The organism is Flavobacterium sp. C3NV, assembly GCF_046825355.2.
Lineage (GTDB): Bacteria > Bacteroidota > Bacteroidia > Flavobacteriales > Flavobacteriaceae > Flavobacterium.
This window is the reverse complement of sequence record NZ_JBKQBJ020000018.1, coordinates 87,639-110,069: the sequence shown is the minus strand read 5'-3', so window position 1 is coordinate 110,069 and position 22,431 is coordinate 87,639. Positions and strand designations below refer to the sequence as shown.

The 22,431-nt window shown below is 34.9% G+C and carries 22 protein-coding genes; 14 read left to right on the top strand and 8 right to left on the bottom strand.

Annotation, left to right across the window (positions count from 1 at the left end; translation table 11 throughout):
• The first annotated feature begins 16 nt into the window (after nt 1-16).
• The 5 genes from ACIDC4_RS21570 (at nt 17) to ACIDC4_RS21550 (ending at nt 5,635) form a co-directional block, all read left to right on the top strand.
• The gene (locus ACIDC4_RS21570; protein ID WP_412044682.1) at nt 17-1,207 is read left to right on the top strand and encodes a pyridoxal phosphate-dependent aminotransferase; all 1,191 of its coding nucleotides are present in this window, start codon (nt 17-19) and stop codon (nt 1,205-1,207) included.
• A gap of 157 nt (nt 1,208-1,364) precedes the next feature.
• Nucleotides 1,365-2,378 carry a hypothetical protein gene (locus tag ACIDC4_RS21565; protein ID WP_412044681.1) on the top strand — a complete coding sequence of 338 codons (1,014 nt, stop codon included), beginning with the start codon at nt 1,365-1,367 and terminating at the stop codon, nt 2,376-2,378.
• Nucleotides 2,379-2,496: 118 nt separating this feature from the next.
• Nucleotides 2,497-2,955 (top strand): ferritin-like domain-containing protein, encoded by a 459-nt coding sequence (locus tag ACIDC4_RS21560; protein ID WP_412044680.1) that lies wholly within the window; start codon nt 2,497-2,499, stop codon nt 2,953-2,955.
• 123 nt (nt 2,956-3,078) lie between these two features.
• Nucleotides 3,079-3,624: a dihydrofolate reductase family protein gene (locus ACIDC4_RS21555; RefSeq protein ID WP_412044679.1), complete on the top strand. Its 546-nt coding sequence runs from the start codon at nt 3,079-3,081 to the stop codon at nt 3,622-3,624.
• Between the two features lie 136 nt (nt 3,625-3,760).
• Nucleotides 3,761-5,635: a peptidase U32 family protein gene (locus tag ACIDC4_RS21550; protein ID WP_412044678.1), complete on the top strand. Its 1,875-nt coding sequence runs from the start codon at nt 3,761-3,763 to the stop codon at nt 5,633-5,635.
• A 44-nt stretch (nt 5,636-5,679) separates the two neighbouring features.
• Here the strand turns inward: ACIDC4_RS21550 and ACIDC4_RS21545 are convergent, their stop codons facing one another.
• Nucleotides 5,680-6,471 (bottom strand): hypothetical protein, encoded by a 792-nt coding sequence (locus tag ACIDC4_RS21545; protein WP_412044677.1) that lies wholly within the window; start codon nt 6,469-6,471, stop codon nt 5,680-5,682.
• A 596-nt stretch (nt 6,472-7,067) separates the two neighbouring features.
• Here ACIDC4_RS21545 and purT point away from each other — a divergent pair.
• From purT to ACIDC4_RS21530, 3 genes are read left to right on the top strand one after another with little or no spacing between them, the layout of a single operon-like run.
• Entirely contained in the window at nt 7,068-8,228 is a 1,161-nt protein-coding gene (gene purT / locus ACIDC4_RS21540) for a formate-dependent phosphoribosylglycinamide formyltransferase (RefSeq protein ID WP_412044676.1), read from the top strand.
• 3 nt (nt 8,229-8,231) lie between these two features.
• Nucleotides 8,232-8,549 (top strand): DUF6370 family protein, encoded by a 318-nt coding sequence (locus tag ACIDC4_RS21535; RefSeq protein ID WP_412044675.1) that lies wholly within the window; start codon nt 8,232-8,234, stop codon nt 8,547-8,549.
• Nucleotides 8,549-9,124, top strand: a complete 576-nt coding sequence (locus ACIDC4_RS21530; protein WP_412044674.1) for a Crp/Fnr family transcriptional regulator — start codon at nt 8,549-8,551, stop codon at nt 9,122-9,124. Before ACIDC4_RS21535 ends, ACIDC4_RS21530 begins: the two co-directional genes overlap by 1 nt.
• A gap of 211 nt (nt 9,125-9,335) precedes the next feature.
• Here ACIDC4_RS21530 and aceA read toward each other — a convergent pair whose 3' ends face one another.
• Nucleotides 9,336-10,616 (bottom strand): isocitrate lyase, encoded by a 1,281-nt coding sequence (gene aceA, locus ACIDC4_RS21525; protein ID WP_412044673.1) that lies wholly within the window; start codon nt 10,614-10,616, stop codon nt 9,336-9,338.
• 352 nt (nt 10,617-10,968) lie between these two features.
• Nucleotides 10,969-12,570, bottom strand: a complete 1,602-nt coding sequence (gene aceB / locus ACIDC4_RS21520; protein WP_412044672.1) for a malate synthase A — start codon at nt 12,568-12,570, stop codon at nt 10,969-10,971.
• Nucleotides 12,571-12,766: 196 nt separating this feature from the next.
• Here aceB and ACIDC4_RS21515 point away from each other — a divergent pair, with 196 nt between their 5' ends.
• The 4 genes from ACIDC4_RS21515 to ACIDC4_RS21500 all read left to right on the top strand — a co-directional run bounded on the left by ACIDC4_RS21515 (nt 12,767) and on the right by ACIDC4_RS21500 (nt 16,589).
• Entirely contained in the window at nt 12,767-14,248 is a 1,482-nt protein-coding gene (locus ACIDC4_RS21515; protein WP_412044671.1) for a helix-turn-helix domain-containing protein, read from the top strand.
• 6 nt (nt 14,249-14,254) lie between these two features.
• Nucleotides 14,255-14,614, top strand: a complete 360-nt coding sequence (locus ACIDC4_RS21510; protein WP_412044670.1) for a hypothetical protein — start codon at nt 14,255-14,257, stop codon at nt 14,612-14,614.
• Between the two features lie 467 nt (nt 14,615-15,081).
• Entirely contained in the window at nt 15,082-15,798 is a 717-nt protein-coding gene (locus tag ACIDC4_RS21505; RefSeq protein ID WP_412044669.1) for a pirin family protein, read from the top strand.
• 257 nt (nt 15,799-16,055) lie between these two features.
• Nucleotides 16,056-16,589, top strand: coding sequence for a YceI family protein (locus tag ACIDC4_RS21500; RefSeq protein ID WP_065452105.1), 534 nt, complete (start codon nt 16,056-16,058; stop codon nt 16,587-16,589).
• A 155-nt stretch (nt 16,590-16,744) separates the two neighbouring features.
• Here ACIDC4_RS21500 and ACIDC4_RS21495 read toward each other — a convergent pair whose 3' ends face one another.
• The gene (locus ACIDC4_RS21495) at nt 16,745-17,605 is read right to left on the bottom strand and encodes a helix-turn-helix domain-containing protein (RefSeq protein WP_412044668.1); all 861 of its coding nucleotides are present in this window, start codon (nt 17,603-17,605) and stop codon (nt 16,745-16,747) included.
• 195 nt (nt 17,606-17,800) lie between these two features.
• Between ACIDC4_RS21495 and ACIDC4_RS21490 the strand changes: the two genes are divergently transcribed.
• Together ACIDC4_RS21490 and fabD are read left to right on the top strand one after the other, a co-directional pair.
• On the top strand, nt 17,801-18,163 hold the full coding sequence (locus tag ACIDC4_RS21490; protein WP_412044667.1) for a DUF983 domain-containing protein: 363 nt from the start codon (nt 17,801-17,803) through the stop codon (nt 18,161-18,163).
• A 71-nt stretch (nt 18,164-18,234) separates the two neighbouring features.
• Complete coding sequence (gene fabD, locus ACIDC4_RS21485) at nt 18,235-19,110, top strand: ACP S-malonyltransferase (protein WP_230035323.1); 876 nt, start codon at nt 18,235-18,237, stop codon at nt 19,108-19,110.
• A gap of 379 nt (nt 19,111-19,489) precedes the next feature.
• On the opposite strand, the gene ACIDC4_RS21480 is transcribed toward fabD, so the two are convergent.
• From ACIDC4_RS21480 to ACIDC4_RS21465, 4 genes are all read right to left on the bottom strand, one after another.
• Nucleotides 19,490-19,636: a hypothetical protein gene (locus ACIDC4_RS21480; RefSeq protein WP_412044666.1), complete on the bottom strand. Its 147-nt coding sequence runs from the start codon at nt 19,634-19,636 to the stop codon at nt 19,490-19,492.
• Nucleotides 19,637-19,784: 148 nt separating this feature from the next.
• A complete protein-coding gene (galE, locus tag ACIDC4_RS21475) occupies nt 19,785-20,798 on the bottom strand; it encodes a UDP-glucose 4-epimerase GalE (protein WP_412044665.1) in 1,014 nt (337 codons plus the stop codon).
• Between the two features lie 16 nt (nt 20,799-20,814).
• Entirely contained in the window at nt 20,815-21,255 is a 441-nt protein-coding gene (locus tag ACIDC4_RS21470) for a nuclear transport factor 2 family protein (RefSeq protein ID WP_412044664.1), read from the bottom strand.
• 2 nt (nt 21,256-21,257) lie between these two features.
• The gene (locus ACIDC4_RS21465; protein WP_412044663.1) at nt 21,258-22,391 is read right to left on the bottom strand and encodes a DegT/DnrJ/EryC1/StrS family aminotransferase; all 1,134 of its coding nucleotides are present in this window, start codon (nt 22,389-22,391) and stop codon (nt 21,258-21,260) included.
• Between the last annotated feature and the right edge of the window lie 40 nt (nt 22,392-22,431).

Here is a 22,431-nt window from a genome sequence, read left to right as displayed (position 1 = left end):
ATTCAAAATTTTTATAATGAATCATATTCTTTCAGACAGAATCAACAACTTAGCGACATCACAAACCTTAGCAATGGCTGCTTTAGCACGTGAGTTAAAAGCACAAGGAAAAGACATTATCAGTTTAAGTTTAGGTGAACCAGATTTTAACACTCCTGACTTCATCAAAGAAGCTGTTAAAAAAGCAGTAGACGAAAATTACAGCACCTATTCTCCGGTAGAAGGCTATTTAGAATTGAGAGAAGCAATTTGCAAAAAATTCAAAAGAGACAATAATTTAGAGTACAAACCAACTCAAATCGTAGTTTCTACAGGAGCAAAACAATCTTTGTACAACATTGCGCAAGTAATGTTAAACGATGGTGACGAGGTTATTTTGCCAGCACCTTACTGGGTTTCTTACTTCGAGATTGTAAAACTTTCAGGCGGAGTTCCAGTTGAAGTTCCAACATCTGTAGATACTGATTTCAAAATTACCCCAGAACAATTAGAAGCTGCCATCACGCCAAAAACAAAAATGATGTGGTTCTCTTCTCCTTGTAACCCATCTGGATCTGTTTACAGCAGAGAAGAGCTTACAGCTCTTGCAAAAGTGTTAGAAAAATACCCAAATATATACGTAGTTGCAGATGAGATTTATGAGCACATCAATTTCTCAGGAACGTTCTGCAGCATCGGTTCAATCCCGGGAATGTTAGAAAGAACCATTACTGTAAACGGAGTAGCAAAAGCATTTGCTATGACAGGATACAGAATTGGTTATATTGGAGCTCCGGAATTCATCGCAAAAGCGTGTACAAAAATTCAGGGACAAGTAACTTCAGGAGCAAATTCTGTAGCGCAACGCGCTACTATTACTGCTGTAGAAGCTGATCCAAGCGTACTAAACCACATGGTTCAGGCTTTCCATACCCGTAGAGATTTAGTGGTAGGATTACTTAAAGAAATTCCAGGCGTAAAAATCAACGTTCCTGAAGGAGCATTTTACGTATTCCCAGACGTTTCTTCTTTCTTCGGAAAAACTTTAAGAGGAACCGAAATTAAAGATGCAAACGACGTATCGATGTACCTTTTGGCTGAAGCAAACGTAGCTACGGTAACCGGAGACGCTTTCGGAAATCCAGACTGTATTCGTTTCTCTTACGCAACAAGCGACGATATCTTAAAAGAAGCATTACGCAGAATCAAAGAAGCTTTAGCTGTGTAACAACACATTCATATTTATACAAATAAGGCCTCAGGAAATCCCTGAGGCCTTTTTTTTGCTGTATATAACACTTTAAAATTAATTATAATCTTTATAATTCAGAAGTTAATGTAAAGTGATATGTTTGCAACTTCAGTTAATAAAACCACCGACAAAAATGAAAAAAAGATTACTTCTGGTTCTAACATTTATACTATTTTCTAAAGAAATTAACGCACAGCAAAATCCAAATATCATGCTTTCCGTTTTTTACAAAGGCGAAAGCGAAAAGATTAATAACGAAAATTCTTCGGCTATATATGATGCAATTTATGGTATGTTTGAAAACTACAATGCCATTTCAAAAGAAGTAAGTCTTAAAAAATTTGATGAAAAAGAAGTTTTCTTTAAAAGTACTCTTTCCAACGAAAAATTAATTTCCTGTATCGATTCACTTTCAAAAAATTCAAAATTAAGCTTAGTGACTCAATTTAACAAGCAACAACTTTTACTTGAATCACATTTCCCGAGCTTCTTTCAAAAAAACAATGATCTCGATTTTGTCAAAATAAAATTAAAATCTTTTGATGCAATTAATGAAAATAAAAAGAAAATAGTAATTGACAGCACCCATACCACAAGCGAGAACGGAGGCACACTTTTAGACAAAGATTTAACCTATAATACAATCAAATTTCAGGATAACATTAATACTTCTTCAAAAAAAGCAACAGGATTTGCCACATATAATGTAAAAATCTTAACAGACTATGCTATTCAAAAATTAAATAAATCAAATTTAATTACTACATTTTCAATAAATAAAAAGGAAATAAAAATAGTAGAAATTTATAACAAAATTTTTGTCTTTGATGTTTTAAACGAAAGTAATGAATTCAATAAAAAAGCTGAAAATTTTAATTATTGGGCACTTGACATCAATAATAAAAATGAAAGAAAATTGGGATCAAACATGTCTTATCTTATCTACAAAGACCTTTACAATATTTTTAAATTAAATAGAAAAATCACTAAAGAAGAGTTGAAAAAACTTTTACCAGTAGAGAAATTACAAAAAATGAAAGAAAATGGATTTTATAATGTAATCGAACACGATTTTGCGTTTGACAATAATATCTTCTTTTATTCAAAAATATATGGTATTTCAAAAGATATTAAAATAAAAATATAAATAAGTGTTTCAAAATTCCCATTCCACAATTTTATAAACACCCGTTGTAATTCTATAAGACATAACGCTTTATAAAATCCCAACTTTGTATTATACATTAATTTAAAAATTATTTATTATGATACATACAGATGAAACCACAGAAAAAGCAGTTAGCACATTAGAAGGATTAATTTCGATTCTTGAAGATGGAAAATTAGGATATACTAATGCCGCAGAACATGTAGAAAGCCCGGCAATCAAAACCGACTTTTTAGAGTATGCCCGCGAACGTGCTTTATTCATTGTAGAAATACAAGACGAAATCAACAAACTAGGAAAATCAACTGATACTTCAGGCGGCGGACCATTAGGAGCGATACACCGTGCCTGGATCGATATTAAATCTTCTTTCACAAGCGGAGATACAGAAGCGATCATTAATGCTTGCATTACCGGAGAAGAAGCTGCCATCGAAAAATACAAAATGGCTCTTGAACACAACCATCTTGATTCAAGTCAAATTGGTATAGTTTCGAAACAATTAAACAGTATCGAAAACACTCTGACTAAAATCAAAGCGAAAAAACTGTCATAATATTTGGCACTATATTTTTGAGAAGAAAACTACTTGGTTAATAAACTAAGTAGTTTTTTGTTTTTATAAACTCTCAAATTCTATATTTTTATCGCCAATACATAAAACAAAATTTATCAAAAAATGAAAAAAGTAAATTTAGATCTGGCAGTAACATTAGACGGTTTTATCGAAGGTTCTAACGGCGAAACTGATTGGTGTATCATGGATGACGATATGGATTTTGATGGTTTTCTATCCAGTATAGACACTATTTTTTATGGTAGAGTAAGTTATGATATGTGGGGAAATTATCAACCGGATGAAAATGCAAGTCCAGCTGAAAAATCACTTTGGAAAGAAGTACACGCAAAGGAGAAATACGTTTTTTCCAGCCAAAATATAAAAGACGAGAATGCTACCTTCATAAATTCTGATATCGCAAATACAGTAAACGAAATCAAAAAACAATCCGGAAAAGACATTTGGTTATACGGCGGAGCAAGCCTCATTAAAACTTTTATTCAATTGAACCTTATTGATATCTATAGAATATCTGTTCATCCAACAGTTTTAGGAAATGGCAAACCATTATTTGAAGACCTAAAAAACCGAATAGATTTAAAATTACTTAAAACCAATATTTTCAAATCAGGAGTTGTGCAACTTATTTACGAACCTGCTAAATAAAAAACCTCATTTATCATCATTCCATATTAGTTAACTATTTCAAAAAAAGTCACTTCAGCATTAGCAAACTCGAATTATTTATAAGAACTTTGCAAACTTTTTTCCATGAATACCACAAAAGCCTAAAGTTCTAAAAATGAAGAAGAAAATTGAAATATTAGCTCCTGCTAAAGATTTAATTGGAGGAATGGCCGCCATCAACAGTGGCGCCGATGCAGTTTATATTGGAGCTCCACAATTTGGAGCACGTTCTAATGCCAACAATTCAATCGAAGATGTTGCTGCATTGGTAAAATATGCGCATTTATTTAATGCTCAGGTTTTTGTAGTAATGAATACCATTTTGTACGACAACGAACTCGAAACGTGTCGCTCAATGATCTGGGAATTATACGATATAGGTGTCGATGCCCTGATCATTCAGGATATGGCTATTATGGAAATGGACTTACCTCCTATCGTACTTCACGCCAGCACACAAGCCAATAACCGTGATGCTGATAAAATTAAATTCCTTAAAGATGCCGGAATCAAACGTGTGGTTTTAGCCCGCGAATTGAACTTACATCAAATTAAAACAATATACGACGAGGCTGATGTAGAATTAGAATTTTTCGTAACCGGAGCTTTATGCGTTTCCTTTAGCGGAAACTGTTATATGAGTGTGGCCAACGGAGAACGCAGCGCCAATCGTGGTTCTTGCGCTCAAAACTGCCGTTTACCTTATAATCTAATCGACGGAAACGGAGAAACTTTAATCAAAAACAGCCACTTACTTTCTATCAAAGATTTAGATATTTCAGATCAAATCCCTAATCTTGTTGAAGCCGGAATCGTTTCTTTCAAAATCGAAGGACGATTGAAAGATGTAGTTTACGTTAAAAATAACGTATCCTTTCTACGTCAAAAACTGGACAGTTATTTAGAAGGAGCCGGAAGCGAAAAATACATGAAAGCTTCATCTGGAACTTGTACCTATACTTTCGATTCTTCTTTAAACAGAACTTTCAACCGTGGTTATACCGATTATTTTGTAAACGATAGAAATCACAGTATTGGTTCCTGGGAAAGCCCAAAATCAAAAGGACAATACATTGGTAAACTAATCCGAACTGTTGGAAACGCTTACGAAATCGAAAACGGCGAGTTACTAAACAACGGTGACGGACTTTGTTTCATCAACGAAAACAACGAAGCCGACGGAATCTATGTAAACAAAGCCGAAAACGGTAAAATATATCCAAACGTTTTAAAAGAAGTAAAAGACGGAACTTTCATTTACAGAAATAACGATGCCGCTTTTATCAAAATTGTAGAAAGAGAAGACAGTGCCGTTCGTAAACTAAGCACTACTCTATTACTTACCGAAACTGAAACTGGTTTCGAACTAATCGCAACCGATGAAGACGGAAATGTAAGTACCGTAAACTTAGAACATTCAAAAGAACAGACTAAAACCGGCGAATCAATCGAAGAAAACATCAAAACGCAATTGGCAAAAACAGGTTTTACCCCTTATACTGCCAATGAAATTAATATTATGTTTTCTCAAAACTGGTTCCTTCCTATTTCAAAAATCAACGAAATGCGAAGAACCGTTTACGATCAGTTAACCGAGATTCGTTTAGCAAATTACAAACGCGAAGAACACCAATTGGTAAAAACGTCACATCCGTATCCTGAAACCAAACTGGATTTCATGTACAACGTTTCAAACAAAACCGCGCGTAAATTCTACGAGCGTCACGGTGTAACCGAAATAGAAAAAGCATTCGAATTACAATGGGATCCGGGAAAATCTCGTGTAATGACCACAAAATATTGCATCAAATACGAATTAAAAAAATGCCCAATACACCAAAAAGATATCATGGGTGTAAAAGTAAAAGAACCATTGGTTTTAAAACAAGGCGAGCTCGAATACAAACTAAAATTCAATTGCAAACCCTGCGAAATGGAGATTTGGGAAAAAGATGCCGAATTCGAAATCGAAGAAGATCAATTTCACTAAAAAGCAAAAAAGCGATACTTTACAGTATCGCTTTTTTTATTTATTTATTTTTTCTTAGTAGTGGTTTTTGATCCTGCTTTTGGCGTTGACTTAGTTTTTGTCGCTTTTACCTCTGATTTCGGTTCAGCTTTTGGTTCAGCTTTCTTCGCCGGTTTCATATTATACAAATTCACAACTTTCTCAATATCCTCATATTTGTATTCCTTATCTTGAATTTTTTTTACAATTTCAGGTTTATCACTAAAATAGTAAGCACCATATTCTTTAAAAAAAACATTAAAACCAGCAGAAAAACCATTTGAACTTACAGAAACCAAAATAGGATAATCCTCATTACTTCTTTTCAAATAATGATTAACATCTTTAGTCACCACTTCCATTTTAGATTCTTTTATCTTTTCATTAGTCTCTTCATTCTTTACCTTAACTTCCTTAATTCCGTATTCCAGGCCACCTAAATACAAAGACACTTTTCCAATAATTGTTTTACACAACCATTTTTCCTTAATAACCTTAAATTCTGTACCCTTCTTTTTGTATACTTTTGATTTCGTCCATAAAAAAGTGTAAGATAGCTTTTTCTCAGCGTCAAAAATCTGAATTGAATCTATCTCGCTGGCAGCATATTTCTCATTCTTCTCTCCTACTTTTATTTTTACTTTTTTATCTTCAAAATCAGGAAAATGAACTACACCATTAATTTGTTGTTTGTCTTTTTTAAAAATTATCGCATCTGCTTTCTGCTGGCCTAATCCAAATCTGTAAATGGTAATTTGGCTATTTGCGGTTGATGCAATGAATAAAGCACTCATCACTAAAAAAATATTTAATTTCATTCTTTTGGGGTTTTATTTATAAGCTGGCAAATATAGAAATATCGCATCGTTTTAAAGAAAATTTCAAAGCCGCCAAACATGAAGTTATGCTATAATTATTAACAAAAATTTACACATAAAAATAATTTGGGCGTGTCCCTCCGGGCCGGGCTATCCGCTGCAAGTCCTCGCACTTCCTTCGTCAGGCTGTGGGCTTTCCACTTCTATCCCTCACGCATTCAGGTTCCAAAATAACTTTTCGTTTACTAACACTAATTATCCTCACAATCTTGTCATTTCGACGCAGGAGAAATCTTCACAAGTAACTCCGCAACGACAATCCAATCTTTGTCGAGCTTCTCGCGAAGATTTCTCCTGCGTCGAAATGACATACTTTATGGTTACTTTGCCTAAAAATTAAATTTCCACTTAAATTAAATCTGCCGAATCTGCAAAATCTGCGTGAAATCTTTGCGCTCTTGCGTAAACCTTTGCGGTTAAATATAGATTACGTAGACGCACTGCAGTGCGCCTCTACATTAAGACACCTAAATAGAACTTTGCGGTTAAAAACATTTTTACCTACTTTTACTACTCCAACAATACAACACTCCAAAATGAAAATACTACTCCTAGGTTCAGGCGAATTAGGCAAAGAATTTGTCATTGCCGCACAACGAATCGGACAAACCATAATTGCTGTCGACAGTTACGAAAATGCCCCAGCCATGCAAGTTGCTCACGGATTTGAAGTCATCAATATGCTCGACGGCGAAGCCTTAGACCGAATCGTAGACAAACACCAACCCGACTTTATAGTTCCCGAAATTGAAGCCATTCGCACCGAACGTTTTTACGATTACGAAAAACAAGGCATTACCGTTGTTCCTTCGGCGAAAGCAGCAAATTTCACTATGAATCGCAAAGCCATTCGTGATTTGGCCTCAAAAGAATTAGGATTAAAAACAGCCAAATACCAATACGCAACTTCTGCCGAAGAATTACAGAAAGCCGTTCAGGAAGTTGGAATTCCGTGTGTGGTAAAACCATTAATGTCTTCTTCGGGAAAAGGACAATCAACCATAAAAACCGAAAATGATATCGAAAAAGCATGGCAATATGCAGTTGCAGGTTCTCGCGGAGATGTTATCGAAGTAATTGTAGAAGCTTTTGTAGATTTTTATTCAGAGATTACGCTTTTAACGATTACGCAGAATAATAATCCAACCTTATTTTGCGCACCAATTGGTCACCGACAAGAACGCGGTGATTATCAGGAAAGCTGGCAACCCGCAAAAGTTTCTGAAGCCGATTTGTACGAAGCGCAGGACATGGCCGAAAAAATAACGGAAGCACTTGGTGGAGCAGGACTTTTTGGTGTTGAATTTTTCCTAACCAATGACGGCGTTTATTTCTCAGAACTTTCTCCTCGCCCACACGATACCGGAATGGTAACTTTGGCCGGAACTCAAAACTTCAATGAATTCGAATTGCATTTACGCGCAATTTTAAGCCTTCCTATTTTCGAAATTACATTAGAAAAGGCCGGAGCAAGTGCCGTAATTTTAGCCTCTGAAGATTCTGCAAATCCCACTTTTACCGGAATCGAAAAAGTAGCCGCTTTACCCAAAACCGATTTTAGGATTTTTGGCAAACCAACTTCAAGACCGTATCGCCGAATGGGAGTTGTATTGAGCCATGATTCATTGGCAACTCCAATCGAAGAAGTTGTCGAACGCGCCAAAGCAACTTCTAAATTAATAACTGTAAATTCTTAAAAAATGAAAAAAGCAATCTTTATAGTATTCCTATTTATTGGAATCGCAACTCAGGCTCAGGATAAAAAAACAACCGAAAAACCTCAAATTGTAGAAACCGCTTGTGGCGAATGTCAATTTGGAATGAAAGGAAAAAGCTGTGATTTAGCCGTTCGCATTGACGGAAAACCTTATTTTGTAGACGGAACCACGATCGACGAACATGGCGATGCACATGCTAAGGATGGCTTCTGCAACAAAATCCGCAAAGCTTCTGTAACCGGAAAAGTAGTAAACAACCGTTTCAAAGCCACTTCTTTCACCTTGATAAAAGAACAATAATGGAGTTAATTCTTGAAAACATTGCCAAACACGTTTCACTGACTCCAGAAGAGCAAGCACTTTTTTTATCTAAACTAGAAACGAAAACTTACAAGCCTAAAACGATTTTATTAAACGCAGGTGAAGTCTGCAAACATTCCTATTTTGTAAACTCGGGAATTTTAAGAAGCTTCAATATCAACGATAATATTGTCGAACATGTTTTATCTTTTGCCTGCGAAGGCTGGTGGATGAGCGATATGTATAGCTTTTTTTCGCAAAAGCCCGGACAGCTTTTTATAGAAGTTCTGGAAGAAGCCGAAGTAGTTTCGCTATCTAAAGAAAATCAGGAACAATTGTATTTAGAGATTCCAAAATTAGAACGCTTTTTTAGAATTTTAATCGAAAATTCATTAGTTGCCAATCAGCAGCGATTAATGGACAATTTAAGTTTACCTGCAGAAGAACGTTTCGAAAAGTTCACTACCAAATATGGTTCTCTGGTTCATAAAGTTCCTCAAAAACAAATCGCTTCTTTCATTGGCGTAACACCGGAATTTTTCAGCAAAATGAAAGCCAGGCTTTTGAAAAAATAGTTTTTATAGCCACAGATTGCACAGATTAAAATGATTTTTGTTCGCCACGAATTTCACAAATTTTCACTAATTAAAATTCGCGTGAATTCGTGACCCGAGCGATAGCGAACAGGCGAAGCAAATTCGCGGCAACATTCTTTTAATCTTTTTAATGTGTGCAATCTGTGGCAAAAAACAAAAACACGGCTAAACAACCGTGTTTTTTATTGAATTAAAATTGCTCAACCTCTGTAGAATGTTCCATTGCTGTTATGGTTGATTTTCCTATCATTACTGTGTTTTGAACAGCGTCAAAATAAGAAGTTCCCACAAAAGCCTGATGTTTTACCGCTCTGAATCCACTTTGTTGTAAAGCAAATTCTCTTTCCTGCAATTCAGAATAACCCGCCATGCCGCGTTCTTTATACGCTTTAGATAATTCGAACATACTCGTATTCAAAGCATGGAATCCTGCCAAAGTAATGAATTGGAATTTATAGCCCATTGCCGCAAGATCTTCCCTGAACGTTTCCATTTCAGCAACAGATAATTTTGCAGCCCAATTGAAAGATGGAGAACAATTGTATGCCAACATTTTATCCGGGAATTCCTTTTTCATCGCATCGGCAAACTTTTTAGCATAAACCAAATCCGGATTACTGGTTTCCATCCAAATCAAATCAGCATAAGGCGCGTAGCTCAAACCTCTTGCAATTCCCTGATCGATTCCGCTGTTTACATAAAAGAAACCTTCGTTGGTTTTTTCGCCTGTAATAAATTTAGCATCTCTTGGATCAGCATCACTGGTTAATAAATTAGCCGCATCGGCATCTGTTCTGGCAACAATTAAAGTTGAAACTCCCATAACATCAGAAGCTAAACGAGCCGCAATCAACTTATTAATTGCTTCTTGAGTTGGTACCAAAACTTTCCCGCCCAAATGCCCGCACTTTTTAGCAGAACTCAACTGATCTTCAAAATGAACTCCTGAAGCCCCCGCTTCAATCATTGACTTCATTAATTCGAAAGCATTTAAGTTTCCGCCAAAACCAGCTTCGGCATCAGCCACAATCGGAACCAAGTAATCCTTTTTATCTTCCACCCCATTTACCGTCTGAATCTGATCAGCACGTAACAAAGCATTGTTTATTTTTTTTACCACCATTGGCACACTATTTACCGGATAAAGCGATTGGTCCGGGTACATTTCTCCCGCCAAATTTGCATCGGCCGCTACTTGCCAGCCACTCAAATAAATAGCTTCTAAACCAGCATCGACTTCCTGAATCGCCTGATTTCCTGTCAATGCGCCTAAACCAGCAACATAATCCTGACTTTTTAACTTTCTCCATAATTTTTGCGCTCCCATTTTGGCAATAGAATGCTCAATTTGATACGAACCCTGAAGCGTAATTACTTCTGTAGCTGTATAAGGACGTTCAACACCTTTCCATCTTGGGTTCGTAATCCAATCGTTAATCAATTCCTGAATTCTGTCTTCTGTTGTTTTCATAAATAGTTTGAGTTAAAGTGGTTAGTAAGTAAATAGTTTGCAGTCACAGTTCATCAGTATTCAGTTTTAACTGGACTTATTTTTTTAACACATAGAAACATAGCTTTTCGTTGTGGCTAAAGGCATTTCATTTCTCTAAACAAACATAGCTATGTGTGAAAATTCAGATTTTTTTTAAAACTCTTTTTATTCACATTTTAATCTATGTTTCTAGGTGCTTAAAATCATTCGCTGATTTTTTTTATTCTCAATTTATCTGCCTGATCTGCAAAATCTGCGTGAAAAAATTACTCGCCCGTAGATATCGCAGATACCGCAGATTTTTAATTTTTAATTCTAAATTTTTAATTCCTTATAGGTATTTGTAACATGGAATCGTCAAAAAGTCAACAAAATCAGAATTTATAACCAATCTCTCTAAAACCTTTTCAGCCAAAGGAAATTGACGTTTTTCGTGAACTTCTTCTCCTAATTCGTCTTTTATTTTTTGGAATTCATCTAAAGCCAATTCGTGATAATACGCCAGATCTAATCTTTTGCCATTATCCAAAACCACTTTATTCTGAAGCCATTGCCACAATTGCGATCTCGAAATTTCAGCTGTTGCTGCATCTTCCATCAGGTTATGTAAAGCTGCCGCGCCTTGTCCGTTGAGCCATGAAGCCAGATACAAAACTCCTACGTTGATGTTTTTTCGAACACCATTTTCAGTGATGATTCCAATTGGTGGTTCAATTAAATCTGTTTCTGTAATTTTTCGATGTTCCCTTTTTATATGAATCTGATTGGGAGTTGGCATTCCTTTATCAAAAATTTCCTTTGCAATTACCACCAAATCCGGATGTGCAACCCAGGTTCCGTCATGGCCGTTTCGAACTTCGCGTTCTTTGTCTGCTTTTACTTTTGCAAAAGCGACCGCATTCGCTTCTTCATTATTTTTAATCGGAATCTGAGCCGCCATACCGCCAATCGCATGAATGCCGCGTTTATGACATCTCTGAATTACCAGATTCGAATATGCATTCATAAAAGGCGAAGTCATGTTTACCTGATCGCGATCCGGAACGATAAACTTTGGGTTTTTTCTGAACTTTTTGATGTAAGAAAAAATATAATCCCAACGTCCGCAATTCAAGCCTACGATATGTTCTTTCAATTCATAAATAATTTCATCCAACTGAAAACTTGCCGTAATAGTTTCAATTAAAACCGTCACTTTTATCGTTCCTCTTTCCAGCTTTAAATAATCCTCGGTAAAATCAATTACATTATTCCACCAGCGGGCTTCGAGATAATGCTCTAATTTTGGAATATAGAAATACGGTCCTGAATTATTTTCTAAAAGCCTTTTATGGTTATGAAAAACATACAATCCAAAATCTACCAAAGAACCTGAAACCTCTTTTCCTTCAATCAAAAGATGTTTTTCCGGCAAATGCAAACCTCTCGGACGTACAATTAGCGTAGCAATTTTTTCATTCAAATGATAGGACTTTTGCTTCACCAAATCGGTATATGTAATGGTTTTGTTTACAGCATCGATTAAATTCATTTGACCTTCCATCAAATTTTGCCAGGTTGGTGAAGTACTGTCTTCAAAATCGGCCATAAAAGTTTTTGCTCCGGAATTCAATGCATTGATAATCATTTTACGATCAACTGGTCCGGTAATCTCTACTCTACGATCTAACAAATCTTTCGGAATCACTCCAGCCGTCCAATTACTTTCTCTGACACTTTTAGTTTCTGGTGTAAAAACCGGCATGACGCCCTGATCAAAAGCAGTTTGTTTTTGCTCGCGTTGCAACAATAACAGTTTTCGTTGCGATTCGAATTTTCGATGCAATTCGGTTATAAAAACAATTGCTTCTTCGGTCCAGATCTTTGGATAAGAAAGTTTCTTTTCGGCTAAAAATTCCATTGCCGTCTCGGTAATTTCTGATTGGTTTTTCATAGCTGTGGATTTTATTTTAATTAGTAATAATCAAACCGACTATATCTTTTTCAAGAATTAAAATCATAACGACCTGATATATAATATTTTCTACACCACAATATTAGAAAAAAGTTTTTTACAAAACAAGCGAACGTTCGCTAAATATTAAAAATAATTTTTTGGCGATTATTTTTAATATGACTATATTTGATACATGGATATCGAAAAAGACTATATAAAGCTGATCTTTGGGCTAAAACTCAAGCAAGTCAGAACGCAAAAAAATCTTTCTCTTTTTGGCTTAGCCAAATTGACCAATCTTTCAAAATCATACTTAAACGAGATTGAAAAGGGAAAAAAATATCCAAAAACAGATAAAATTTTACTTCTGTGCGAACATTTAGAAACAAGTTATGACCAAATGGTGTCTTTAAAACTTGATAATAATCTCGCTCCGATTGGTGAAATCCTGAAATCTGGCATTTTAAAAGAAATTCCGTTAGAGCTTTTCGGGATTCAGGAAGCTGATTTAATTGATATTATTGCCAATGCACCAGCCAAGGTCAATGCGTTTATTAGTACGATTATCGAAATTGCGCAGCACTATAATTTAAGTCGTGAAAGTTTCTTTTTGGCCGCTTTACGATCGTATCAGGAAGCACACAATAATTATTTTGAGGATCTGGAAGAAAAGGTCATTTCTTTTTCGAAATCATTTCAAATCAATTTAGATTCTAAAGTAACTATCGAAGAATTAGAAGCTATATTAAAAGAAGAATACGATTATAAAATAAAAGAAATCATATTTTCTGAACAGGAAGCGTTGGGGGATTTACGCTCTATTTATGTTCCTAAAAGCAAAACATTATTACTCTCTACAGAACTAGATAATCCGCAGAAAGCTTTTATTTTAGCCAAAGAAATTGCCTATAATTATTTGAAAATTTCGGACCGCTTACTCACTTTTAGCTGGATTAAGTTCGAAAATTTCGATCAGGTTCTGCACAACTTTTATGCTTCGTATTTTGCGGGAGCTTTGTTATTGCCAAGACAATTGGTTGCCAGCAAAATCAATGATTTCTTAAACAACGAAAAACCTAATCCTGAAGAATTTGTATCACTAATTGAGAGTTTTGAAGTTTCGCCAGAATCTTTCTACCAGAGACTGACGAATTTATTGCCAAAGGATTTTCATCTTAAAAACTTGTTCTTTTTAAGAATGTCCCATAAAATTGGTTCTGATAAATATCAAATCAAAAAAGAATTACACATTACCAATCAGCAAGAACCGCATGCCAACGAAACCGATGAACATTACTGCAGAAGATGGGTTTCGGTAAAAACGATTGACGAAGCCATTAAACAAAATAAACCTCATTTTTTTGATGCTCAAATTTCAAGCTATGCACATAGTGGCAATGAATATTTGGTTTTTTCGTCAGCAACAAAAGATCCTTTTATTGAACATAATATACGTAGCATTTCTGTTGGAATCCTGATTACTCCGGCAATGAAAAAGAAATTCAAATTTATCGAAGGCAAACCTTTGGTAAAAAGAATTGTGGGTGTTACCTGCGAAACCTGCGATGTAAAAGATTGTTTCGAAAGAGCTGCACCGCCAATCGCATTGGAGAAGAAAAGACGACATGAGAATACAGATGCGGTGGTTCAGCAGTTTATAAATCAATATAGCTAAAAGATTATGAAATACCTGACTTTAATAATAACGCTGTTTTTTATTACTCCAAACCAGCAAACAGACAAACTTACTGGCCGTTATAATTATTTAATAGAAGATGACAATGTCTACGTTCAAAAAGATAAAATTACTTTTAGCGATAGTGTTTTTGTGTTTGACAACAAATATCTGCCAAAAGGAAAAATCTCTTATGGTAATGTAATATTATTGGATAATTTTATCAATAGAGATTTAATCATAAGCATTCCAAAAGATCAAATCAAAAAAGACACTGTTTTATTTTACATGCATGATAAGCAAAGTTCGACTGTGAATTATATTGATGAAGTCGTTGGAAAAGGAAAATTGATTAAAATTAAGTAATTTAGTTTCTTTTGATCCCGCGAAGTCACAAAACGTTTTATTTCCCTTTCAATATAATTATCTCAGCATAATCTTGTCATCTCGACGAAGGAGAGATCTTCGCGAGAAGCTCTGTAAAGATTAGCGACTTACTGTGCGGAGTTACTTGTGGAGATCTCTCCTTCGTCGAGATGACAAAGCCACGTGGTTACTTTGTCGCTTTGCATCGATACATCTTATAAAAACAAAACTTCTAATTTAGCCCCGATAGCACTGGAAATCCTTTTGTGTCCGCCGCGGCGGACATAAAAGATTGGAAGGAATAGCGGGACCAGAGGTCTTTTGAAAACCAAAATTTCTGCTCCAGAAAAACCTTAGCCTCTTAGCTCCTCAGAACCTTAGCATCTTTTTTCTTAATCTAGGTTAAGTGCCTTTCATTGACCTTGGTGGTAACTTTGTACTATAAAAATAACAAAACACATATCATCATGGAAAATATAGTATTACACAAAGCAGAAACAAGAGGAAACGCAAATCACGGATGGCTTAACGCTTATCATAGCTTTAGTTTTGCAAGCTGGTACAACCCTGAAAGAATTCAGTTTGGAGCTCTTCGTGTTTTGAACGATGACACAATCGCTGGCGGAATGGGTTTTGGAACTCATCCTCATGATAATATGGAAATCATTACGATTCCGCTTGAAGGAGATTTAGCGCACAAAGACAGTATGGGAAATACTGAAATCATCAAAAATGGTGATATTCAGGTGATGAGTGCAGGAACTGGAGTTCAACATAGTGAGTTTAACCCAAATGCAGATCAGCAAACTAAATTATTGCAAATCTGGTTGTTTCCAAACAAAAGAAATGTAGATCCTCGTTACCAACAAATAACTTTGAATGTTGCGGACAGACACAATAAATTAGCTCAAATTTTATCTCCAAATGCTGACGATGAGGGAGTTTGGATTCATCAGGATGCCTGGTTTAACATGGGTAATTTTGACTCAGGTGTATCTACTGAATATAAAATCAAAAAAGAAGGAAACGGAGTTTATGCTTTCATATTAAAAGGAAATGTTACCATCAACGGTCAGGAATTAAACACTCGTGATGCAGTTGGAATTTCAGGAACTGATACTTTGAACATTCTAGCAAATACTGATGCTGAATTTTTATTGATGGATATTCCGATGAACTATTAATTCAAAGATTACAATTAATATTTTTTTCTCAAGAAACGATATATAAGTTGATATTCAGATTATTATCGTTTCTTTTTTTACTAAACTTTTCCTAAAGGATAATTTTAATCTACATGAGAATTGTATTTTTAAGATAATCAATTTAAAAAAATAAAAATCACATTTTTCATTTCTTAATCTAGGTTAAGTGTGTTTCGAGTACTACGGACGTAACTTTGTCCTATCAAAATGAAATTAATTATTTAAAAATAAAAATTATGGCAACTACAAAATGGTCAATTGACCCAACACATTCAGAAATTGGTTTTAAAGTTAAACACATGATGTTTACAAATGTTTCAGGAAAATTTGGAACATACGACGCTACAATTACTACAGACGGAGACAACTTTGAAAATGCAGCTATCGAATTTTCTGCTGATATCGCTTCTGTCGATACTGCAAACGCAGACAGAGACGGACATTTAAGAAGTGGTGACTTTTTTGATGTAGAAAATCATCCAAAATTAACTTTCAAAGCTTCATCATTCAAAAAAATTAATTCTGGAAGCTATGAAATCACTGGAGATTTAAACATTAAAGGTGTTTCTAAAACCGTAACTTTTCCTGTAGAATATAGCGGAATCCTGACTGATCCTTGGGGAAATACAAAAGTAGGTTTAAGCATAGAAGGAAAAATAAATCGTAAAGACTGGGGTTTAAACTGGAACTCTGCTCTTGAAACTGGTGGTGTTTTAGTAGGCGAAGAAGTAAAATTAAACATTGAATTACAATTTGTAAAACAAGCTTAATCCGACAATAATAGAATTTAATTTGGTTGGTTTAAAATCCTGTACTTTTTAGGAAGTGCAGGATTTTTTTTTGGAACGAGGGCTTCGACTTCGCTCAGCCTGACAATCGTATACTTAAGAGTTTCGTGTGTCAGGCTGAGCGAAGTCGAAGCCCCTCATTTTACATTTCGAAATTCTGTGGGAGACAATCCGGTTTGTTTTTTGAAGAATCGCGAGAAATACGAGTAATCTTCGTAACCTACTTTGAAGGCCACTTCGTTTACTGCTAATTGTTTGTCAATGAGCATTCTTTTTATTTCCAAAACTACGCGATCTGTAATGACTTCGGTTGCTGTTTTTTGCAGAATTTCATTGCAGATTCTGTTTAAGTGTTTTAATGTGATATTTAATTTTTCGGCGTAAAAAGAGGGCAGTTTTTCTTCTGTGAAATATTGTTCCAAAAGTATTTCGAACTTATCGATTTTAATATTATACGAATGCGTTTGATGCGAATAGGTTTCGTTGTATTTACGCGCAATTTCGATGTGAATACAGTCTAACAAATTCAGCATTTTATCGAGTTGATATTTGTTCTCCTGATTATTTTCCTGAATTAATAAATCAAAATAAGGCTGAATCTTTGGGATTTGATTTTCTTCAAAAACCATTTCCGGCCGATTGTGAATCGAATGATAAAAGTTATACTCGTTGATGTTTTTCTGCCCGAAATACAGATTATATAATTCCTGCGAAAAAATGATTACAAAGCCCTCTATATCTTCAGACAAACTCCAATGATGCATTTGCCCGGGCTGCAACACAAACAAACTTCCTTTTTTGATTTCGAATTGATCAAAATCGACTTCATGTTGTCCTGAACCTTTGGTAAAAAACACCATTAAATACGAATCGTGACGATGCGGCTCTTCGACAAAACTGTGACTTTTTAAATGCTCCTTGAATGTATTTACGTAAAAATCTCGATGAATGTCATTACAGCTAAAATTCTGAACACTATAAACGGGATATCTTTTCATACGAGGTTAGATTTTAGATTGCAGATTTTAGATTTTAGATTTTTTGGAATTTGGAATTTCAATTTTGGAATTTGGATTTTTTTTATTGGAATTTTAATCCCAAAATGTCTTTATTGTGCTATAAGTAGCGAAGATATAAAAAAGACTTTTAATAGATTCCAAATTACCTTTGTATAAATAAAAAACAACAAGATCATGTCAAGTGCATTAACTCATATTTTAAGTAACGAATGTCCTATTTGTCATAAAGGAAAAGTATTTAAAGACAAAAGTATTTTTTTGACTTTCGGTCTTCCAAAGATGAATGAATACTGTAGTCATTGCCATTATAAGTTCCAGAAAGAACCTGGTTATTTCTTTGGCGCCATGTATGTAAACTACGGATTAACAGTCGCTCAGGGAATCGCCACGTATTGCATCGCACAGTTTTTCTTCGAAAAAAATTTCGATTTAAGAATCATTCCTATTATTGCGGTTGTCATTATCATACTTACTTCATTCAATCTCCGATTTTCAAGATTAGCATGGATTTACATGTTTAAGGATTATACGAAATAAAAAAGTGTTATTTTTGCCTTTCAATTGAAACTAATTTTCAATTTAAAAAAATTCAACTTTAAATTAGAGAAATGAAAGCATACGTATTTCCGGGTCAGGGCGCACAGTTTACAGGAATGGGCAAAGACTTATATGAAAGTTCGGCTTTAGCCAAAGAATTATTCGAAAAAGCCAATGAAATTTTAGGTTTCAGAATTACAGATATCATGTTCGAAGGTACTGCCGAAGAACTAAAAGAAACCAAAGTAACTCAGCCGGCTGTTTTTTTACACTCGGTTATTTTAGCGAAAACTTTAGGCGAAGATTTTAAACCAGAAATGGTTGCAGGACATTCTTTAGGAGAATTTTCGGCCTTGGTTGCTAACGGAACTTTATCTTTTGAAGATGGTTTGAAATTAGTTTCTCAACGTGCTCTTGCGATGCAAAAAGCATGCGAAATTACTCCGTCTACAATGGCTGCCGTGTTAGGTTTAGCTGATAATATCGTAGAAGAAGTTTGTGCTTCTATCGACGGAATTGTTGTTGCTGCCAACTACAATTGCCCAGGACAATTAGTTATTTCAGGAGAAACTACAGCAGTTGAAAAAGCTTGCGAAGCGATGAAAGCTGCCGGAGCAAAACGTGCATTAATTTTACCTGTTGGAGGAGCTTTTCACTCACCAATGATGGAGCCAGCAAGAGAAGAATTAGCAGCTGCAATTGAAGCAACGACTTTCTCTGCTCCTATTTGCCCAGTATATCAAAACGTTACTGCAAATGCAGTTTCTGATGCAAACGAAATCAAAAAGAACTTAATTATACAATTAACTGCTCCTGTAAAATGGACTCAATCTGTACAACAAATGATCGCTGATGGCGCTACTTTGTTTACTGAAGTTGGTCCTGGAAAAGTGTTAGCAGGTTTGATTAATAAAATTGACAAAGAAGCGGTTACTGCGAATGCTTAATTAGTATTCAGTTTTCGGTCGCAGTTTTCAGTTTAAAAACTATATTTATAAAAAATCCTCATAACGAAATGTTTATGAGGATTTTTTTTGTTTGTAGTTATGTTTTTTATAGACAATGTATATCGTAGAGACGCACTGCAGTGCGTCTACACAACGTTTATAATTATAGATTTAGAAGACGTAAGACGCACTGCTGTGCGCCTCTACAATGACAATAAACAAAATCCTCATAAATATATTTATTCATGAGGATTTTGCTTATTATTTATTTGAAATTATTTCCAAGGATACATTTTTATTCTTTTAGCCATTTCATCCTTAAATTCTTTAGGTGTTAAACCTTTTTTAAACTCCTTATCAAAATCAAACGTCTCGCGATCTATTCCTGGTTTTGCAATTTTATCTTTTCCCACCATTCTCTGATTCTTTTAATTGATTCCGCTTTTAGTTCTTCTGAAGTTAATCCTCTTGCAAATTCTACATCAAAGTCAAAAGCATTCTTTTTGTTTTCTTTTCCCAGATCCATAATTCCTGTATTTTTAATCTTACAAAATTATAAAACAAATTAAAATAAAATCCCAACTAATCTAAATTGATCAATTGGGATTTCTTTACTACGAGGAAGACGCACTGCTGTGCGTCTCTACAATATATCTTTATAAATATTTATTTTTTTACGAACGAACTTTTTGTTCCCATTTCCAGGCGCTTGCCATGGCTTCGTCTAGGCTTAATTGTGCTTTCCAGCCCAAAACGTCATTTGCTTTATCTGTATTTGCATACGCTTCGGTGATATCTCCTTCACGACGAGGCTTAATTGTGTATGGTAATTTTTTGTCGCTTACTTTTTCGAAACTATGAATTACTTCCAGAACTGAACTTCCTTTTCCGGTTCCTAAATTGAAGGTTTCTACTTTTTGTAAATTCTTTTTATTGAATAAACGCTGTAATGCAATAACGTGTGCTTTTGCTAAATCTACTACGTGAATATAATCACGAACGGCAGTTCCGTCAGGAGTTGGATAGTCATCTCCAAAAACAGATAATTCTTTACGCAAACCAACACCTGTTTGAGTTATAAAAGGCACTAAATTCTGAGGAACTCCCAATGGCAATTCTCCAATTTCGGTACTTGAATGTGCTCCAACCGGATTAAAATAACGCAATAAAATAGCGCTAATATTAGTAACCTTAGCCGTATCTGTAATAATTTCTTCTCCTATTTGCTTTGTGTTTCCGTAAGGAGACATTGCAGCTTGTACAGGAGCATCTTCTGTAATTGGCATTTTTTCGGCTTGACCGTAAACTGTACAAGAAGAACTAAAAATAAAACTCGCCTCTGGTTTTTGCTGTAATTCCTGCAGCAAATAAACTAGCGAAGCAATATTGTTTTCATAATATAATAAAGGTTGCTCTACACTTTCTCCCACCGCTTTTGAAGCTGCAAAATGAATTACTCCGGTAACATCATTGTGTTTTTTAAAAAAATCCTGAACCGATGCTTTTTCTCTTAAATCTAATTTTTCGAATAAAGGCGTTTTTCCTGTAATGGCTGTAATTCCTTTTAAAACATCTTCTGAAGAGTTCGAAAGATTATCAATTATCACTACTTCAAAGCCTTCATTTTGCAATTCGACTACGGTGTGAGAACCAATAAATCCTAATCCTCCTGTTACTAATACTTTCATTTTGTGGTTGTTTTTATTATGTAGTTAATTTGTAAGCTTGTCTGGCAATCAAAATCCAGTTCTGTTTTTGCTTTTGCCAAACAAGCATTATTCCTATTTTAATATCTCTGTCGATTCCGTCATCTTTAGTATGAGCAGACAAAACATGTCGCACTATCGCCACATCATTCTGAATCGATATTGTTTGGTTTTGAAACTCTATAGTAACGAAATCAGATTTTCCGCTTACGATTCCGTCTATAAATTCTGCCTGGTTTTGAAAATTACCATTCGAATGAACATAAGTCAATTTATCAGAGGTTAATGCTTTTAATTTCGCCCCATCAGCATCGATCATCGCTTTACGTAAAATTTCAACCTGATTAGTAATAACGGTTTCATCTTTCGTATTCGATTTTTGAGCAAAAGCAGAAAAGGAAACCAAAACCATCAAAATTAAAACACGTAAACTTCTCATAATTACTTATTCAAAAATTCTAAAACAGAATCTGTAATAAATTTAATCTGCTCATCATCCAATTCTGTATGCATTGGCAAGGCAATAACTTCTTGCACCAATTGATTGGTAACCGGAAATTGCTCTTCTTTATAACGAGGATCAACATATGCTTTTTGAGAATGCAACGGAATTGGGTAATAAATAGCACATGGAATTTGCTTATCCTGCAAATGCTGCAATAAAGCATTTCTGTCTGCATCGATAATTCTCAATACATATTGATGAAAAACGTGATCATTTTCGTTTGCATCAAATTCCGGCGTAATGATATGCGCATTTCCGGCAAAAGCTGCATTGTATTTTGTAGCTGCCAAACGACGTGCTGCATTATATTCGTCTAATAAAGGCAATTTAGCATTTAAAACTCCAGCCTGAATACTGTCTAAACGTGAATTTACACCTACAACATCATGATGATAACGCTCGTACATTCCGTGATTTACAATTCCGCGGATAATGTGTGCCAATTTATCATCATTTGTGAAGATTGCTCCTCCATCTCCATAACAACCTAAGTTTTTAGATGGAAAGAATGAAGTTGCAGCCACGTGACCAATTACTCCTACTTTGCTTTTTGTTCCTGATTTTGAAATATAATCGGCTCCAATGGCTTGTGCATTATCTTCGATTACATATAAGTTATGTTCAGCCGCAATTTCCATAATCGCATCCATATTGGCAGCGCGTCCAAATAAATGTACCGGAACAATTGCTTTAGTTTTTGGTGTGATTGCTTTTTTAACAGCTTCGATATCGATGTTCATATTTGTGATATCAACATCAACCAAAACTGGCGTTAGTTGCAATAAAGCAATAACCTCAACAGTTGCAGCAAAAGTAAAATCGGCTGTAATTACCTCATCGCCCGGTTTTAAATCTAATCCCATCATAGCAATCTGCAAAGCATCCGTCCCGTTTGCACAAGGAATTACGTGTTTTGCTCCCAAATAATCTTCAAGATTTTTTTGAAATTGATGTACTAAAGGTCCGTTTATATAAGTATTTGTATCTAAAACTTCCTGAATAGAAGCATCAACGGTAGTTTTTATTTTTTCGTATTGACTTTTTAAGTCAACCATTTGAATTTTTTTCATTTTCAATATATTTTAAAATTAAAGACCTGTTTTGTAATCA